At 63.5% G+C, this 4,880-nt stretch carries 3 protein-coding genes; 1 reads left to right on the top strand and 2 read right to left on the bottom strand.

Annotated elements, in window-relative coordinates:
• Window positions 1-868 precede the first annotated feature (868 nt).
• Complete coding sequence (gene pheT / locus J1C49_RS21245) at window positions 869-3,271, top strand: phenylalanine--tRNA ligase subunit beta (RefSeq protein ID WP_227447822.1); 2,403 nt, start codon at window positions 869-871, stop codon at window positions 3,269-3,271.
• A 51-nt stretch (window positions 3,272-3,322) separates the two neighbouring features.
• Here pheT and J1C49_RS21240 read toward each other — a convergent pair whose 3' ends face one another.
• A complete protein-coding gene (locus tag J1C49_RS21240; RefSeq protein WP_227447821.1) occupies window positions 3,323-4,225 on the bottom strand; it encodes a DUF817 domain-containing protein in 903 nt (300 codons plus the stop codon).
• Window positions 4,226-4,428: 203 nt separating this feature from the next.
• Window positions 4,429-4,880, bottom strand: a 452-nt coding sequence (locus tag J1C49_RS21235) for a cupin domain-containing protein (protein WP_370639445.1), incomplete at its 5' end; no start/stop codon positions are given.

Raw genomic sequence — 4,880 nt, 5'->3', positions numbered from 1 at the left:
GCTCTGTGCTCTGTGCTCTGTGCTCTGTGCTCTGTGCTCTGTGCTCTGTGCTCTGTGCTCTGTGCTCTGTGCTCTGTGCTCTGTGCTCTGTGCTCCGGGACGGTTCGGATCGTTGTTTCCAGCATTTGGCCCCGGCGTTTGCAATTCTGCATCGTCGCTTGGGCGTTTGCGGTTCTGCATCGTGGCTCACACGCCGCGGAGTCCCGCTGCCGTGGTCCCGCTGCCGTGCGAGTTGGCCACTCAAGGGCCTATCCCACCGCCGACCCTATCAAACGTGCAAGCTCCCGGCTTGTGCGTGACCGATCGCAACAGGCTGGTTGAAAGGTCTTCAGAAACCTTCTTCTGACGTTGCTTGGTCTCCCTTCATTGTGTCGTCACTTAGGCGGCGATCCTGTCGAGGCTTGGTTCCCGGTTGCGCCCCGCCTGAATAGCGCAGCCATCTTAAAAAGGCGTGAATGCCCTGCCGCGGGTCGAGGCGGGCGATGACAGCACGCGGGGACCGCCAGACGCCATTTCGCCCATGGGTCTGACCCGCCGGTTTCGCGGCTGGGCGTGGCCGACGCGCGTCGACTCCGATCCTTTGGATAGGGCAAGCCGGAAAACGGAACCACCGAAGGACGCTGCCTACTGCATTCAAGCGCGACAGGGTGAGCAAGGCGCCTTTGCCTTTCGGCATTGCGCCGTCTTGCGCCTGATTCAAACCGCTCTTATCTGCCCAGGCGGCGCCAAAATGCTGCGCATGCGATACACATGGTTTGTGCATCGCTCTCAAAGCCACGTCCAAAGCCTCGGGCGCGCCCCCTTTCCTCCTCTCTCGCGATCCGGTAAAGCCCGTGCGACTTGTCCCTGACAGACCCGGATGGCGCTCATGAAATTCACTCTCTCCTGGCTCAAAGACCACCTCGACACGACCGCTTCGGTGGCCGAGATTGCCGAGGCGCTCACCGACCTTGGGCTTGAAGTCGAAGGCATTGAAAACCCCGGAGAAAGACTGGCCGATTTTACGCTCGGCTATGTCGAAAAAGCGGAGAAGCATCCCGATGCCGACAAGCTGCGGGTCTGTATGGTCCGCACCGACGACGGGGTGCAACAGATCATCTGTGGCGCGCCCAACGCACGCGAGGGGATCACCGTCGTGATCGCCAAGCCCGGAACTTATGTGCCTGGAATCGATACGACAATTCAGGTCGGCAAGATCCGCGGCGTGGAGAGCTACGGCATGATGTGCTCCGAACGCGAGATGGAGCTGTCCGAAGAGCATGACGGCATCATCGAACTGCCCTCCGGAACCGTGGGCCAGCGCTTCGTTGACTGGCTGGCCGAGAATGATCCCGCCAAGGTCGATCCGGTGATCGAGATCGGGATCACCCCCAACCGGCAGGACGCTCTGGGCGTGCATGGCATTGCCCGCGACCTTGCCGCGCGGGGTCTTGGCACGCTCAAACCACTGAAAAAGCACGATGTTGAGGGGCAGTTCCCGTCACCTCTGACGGTCACAATTGACGAAGACACCCAAGGGGAAGGCGGCTGTCATGTCTTCGCCGGGCGTTTGATCCGCGGTGTGGAGAACCGCCCGTCGCCGCAATGGTTGCAGGACCGTTTGCGCGCCATCGGCTTGCGACCGATCTCCGCGTTGGTGGATATCACCAACTTCTTCACCCATGACCGCAACCGCCCGCTGCACGTATTCGACGCGGACAAGGTCTCGGGCAATCTGCGCGTGCGTCGCGCCGAGGCGGGCGAAACCCTCGAAGGCCTTGACGAGAAAACCCATACGTTCTCAGACGGTCAGGTGGTCATTTCTGACGACCAAGGAATTGAAAGTATTGGTGGAATCATGGGTGGCTTGGCAACCGGCTGCACCATGGACACCACCGATGTGTTCCTTGAAGCGGCGGTCTGGGACAGGATCCAGATCGCCATGACGGGCCGCGCGCTCAAGATCAATTCCGACGCGCGCTATCGCAACGAACGCGGGATCGATCCGGCCTACAACATGCAGGCGATGGAAGACGCGACCGCGATGATCCTCGACCTCTGCGGCGGCGAGCCGTCTTCGGTGGTTGTGGCTGGCCGTGTCCCCGACGTGGCGCGCGCCTATCGGCTCGACCCCCGGAAAGTGGTGTCTCTCGTCGGCATGGAGATCCCGGAAAGCGAGCAACGTCAGACGCTTACGGCGCTTGGTTTCCGGATGGAAGGGGATATGGCCCATGTGCCGAGCTGGCGTCCTGACGTGCTCGGAGAGGCTGATCTGGTCGAGGAAGTCGCGCGTATCGCCTCCCTGACGAAGCTGGAAGGCAAGCCATTGCCACGTCTGGGGGCCGGCGTGCCCGAGCCGGTCCTGTCGCCCATGCAGGTGCGCGAACAGACCGGGCGCCGCACCGCCGCGGCGCTGGGCTACAACGAATGTGTGACCTACAGCTTTATCGACCACGCGGCTGCAACGCTGTTCGGCGGCGGCGATGATCAGACGATGCTTGCCAATCCGATCTCCTCGGAGATGAGCCACATGCGCCCGTCCTTGCTGCCCGGGCTGTTGCAGGCCGCGGCACGCAACCAGGCGCGCGGCCAGGGTGATCTTGCGCTGTTCGAGGTTGGCGCGACGTTCTCTGGCGGCGAGCCCGGGGAGCAAGGCCTTGAAATCAGTGGTATCCTCGTCGGTCGCACGGGGCCCAAAGACGTTCATGGCGGGTCCCGTCCGGTGGACCTGTTTGACGCCAAGGCCGATGTCGAAGCGATCCTTCAGGCCGTTGGGGCACCTGCAAAAACACAGGTTCTGCGCGGTGGTGACAGTTGGTGGCACCCCGGCCGCCACGGTCGCCTGTGCCTTGGACCCAAGAAGACGCTTGCGGTGTTCGGCGAGTTGCATCCAAAGGTGCTCGATGCGCTGGATGTCAAAGGCCCGGCGGTGGCCTTCACGATCTGGCCGGAGGAAATCCCTCTGCCGCGCAAGACCGGTGCATCGCGTGGAGCCTTGGCGATCTCCGATCTTCAGGCGGTCGAACGGGATTTTGCCTTCGTGGTCGATGCGGATGTGCAGGCTCTTGATCTGGTGAACGCGGCAAGCGGCGCGGACAAGGCCTTGATCGACGATGTGCGCGTCTTTGACGAATTCGTCGGCGGCAGCCTGGGGGCGGGTAAGAAATCCCTTGCGATTACCGTCCGGTTGCAGCCGTCGGACAAGACCCTGACGGAAAAGGAAATCGAGGCGGTTGGCGCCAAGATTGTCGCCAAGGTCGAAAAGGCCACGGGCGGGACGCTGCGCGGCTGATCCGCGGCGCGCGCTGCGCCCCACCATCCGCACCGTCCAGCCTGGCGCGGGTCAGAGAGACGGGGTGCGTGTCCGGTCCGGGCGCGTGACCCCTCCCTCGGGGCGCCGTGGCGCAAGCGGGGTGGGAGACAGGGCGTCGCGCAGCACAAGGGTCACCGTGACAAAGCTCACATAGAGCAGAAGATACCAAGACCCCATCTTCGACAGGCTCACAAGGTCGAGCGTGGTCTGCCCCGCATAAAGCCAGGTGCCTGTATTTGTGCCCACGTTCTCCGCGATCCAGAGGAAGATCGCGGTGAGCAAGGCGGCCAGCGGCAGCGGCATCCAGCGGTCCGCCCGGCCGATCACGAACCAAACCCGCGTGCGCCCGAAAAGCAGCACGGTCGCCGCGATCAGGATAGAGCGGCTGTCCCAGACATAGTGATGGGCAAAGAAGTTTGCGTAAATTGCCACGGCCAGAAACACGGTTGTCCAGAATGGCGGGTAGGGGGCAAAACGCATGTCGAAAATGCGGATCACCCGGGCGATGTAGGAACCGACCGCAGCATACATGAAACCCGAAAACAGGGGCACGCCCCACAGCTTGAACAGCGCGGGTTCCGGATAGGCCCAGCTTCCGGCCTGCACCTTGAAGAATTCCATCGTGGTGCCGGTCAGATGAAAGAGCACGATGACGCGCGCCTCTTGCCAAGTCTCCAGCCGCAGCCAGAGAAAGCCCGCCTGCAGGGCAATGGCATAGGCCAGAAGCGCGTCATATCGGGCGACGGGCCAACCGTCCTGCCACAGCTGGTCCGTGACGATCAGTCCGAGCAGCATCAGCGCGCCGAACAGGCAGGCCCAGCCTTGTTTCAGCGTGAACATCCCCAACTCTTGCAGCCAGCCGGGCAGGCGCGCCCGCATGGCATCGCCGAGACGGCGTTCGAGACCGCGTGTGGTTTGAGGATCGGGTGTCATGGCCCTGTTGTGGCGCGGGACCGCCAGCAGGCGCCAGTGGGGAATTCCCGCCTCTCCGCAGGACGAGGAACCGTTCAAGACCCGTGCCATCGGGGGCAAGAGGCGAGAGCGGTGCATGGCGCGTGGCGCCGCAAGGGCGGAACGCCCGCAAATGCGGGTGCCGGAGCGCGCCTTCCATGCGTCGCACTGGCGGGGCAGAGGATTCAGGCGCGGGGGCCGTTGTATTCCTCATCCGTTACCTTTTCGAGCCAGTCCGCCGCAGAGCCGTCCTTGTTCTCCTGAATGGCGAGATGGGCCATGGCCACGTCCGGCGCTGCGCCGTGCCAATGCTTCTCACCGGGGGCGAACCAGATCGTGTCGCCGGGTCGGGCTTCGCGGATCGGCGCGCCTTCGGTCTGAACGAGGCAGAGACCGGAAAGGATGTGGAGCGTCTGGCCCAGAGGATGCGTGTGCCACGCGGTTCGGGCGCCGGGCTCGAAGGTCACCACGATGGCGTTCACCCGGGCCGGTTCGGGCGCGGAGATCACCGGGTCAAAGCGCACCGTGCCGGTGAAATAGTCTGGATTGGGGCTCTGCGACGGACGGGAGCCGGAGCGGTGTATCTGCATGGTGGTCCTTTTCTGGTTTCGGCTTGCCGGGGGCAAGCCGATCCGGG

The sequence above is a fragment of the Cognatishimia sp. F0-27 genome (assembly GCF_020667845.1).
Taxonomy (GTDB): domain Bacteria; phylum Pseudomonadota; class Alphaproteobacteria; order Rhodobacterales; family Rhodobacteraceae; genus JAFMPQ01.
The sequence above is the reverse complement of the archived record's forward strand: the minus strand, read 5'-3'. Positions and strand labels throughout refer to the sequence as shown.

Excerpts from the sequence above, each read along its gene's own strand:
- pheT (WP_227447822.1), top strand. The coding sequence starts at position 869 with ATGAAATTCACTCTCTCCTGGCTCAAAGACCACCTCGACACGACCGCT.
- J1C49_RS21240 (WP_227447821.1), bottom strand. The coding sequence starts at position 4,225 with ATGACACCCGATCCTCAAACCACACGCGGTCTCGAACGCCGTCTCGGC.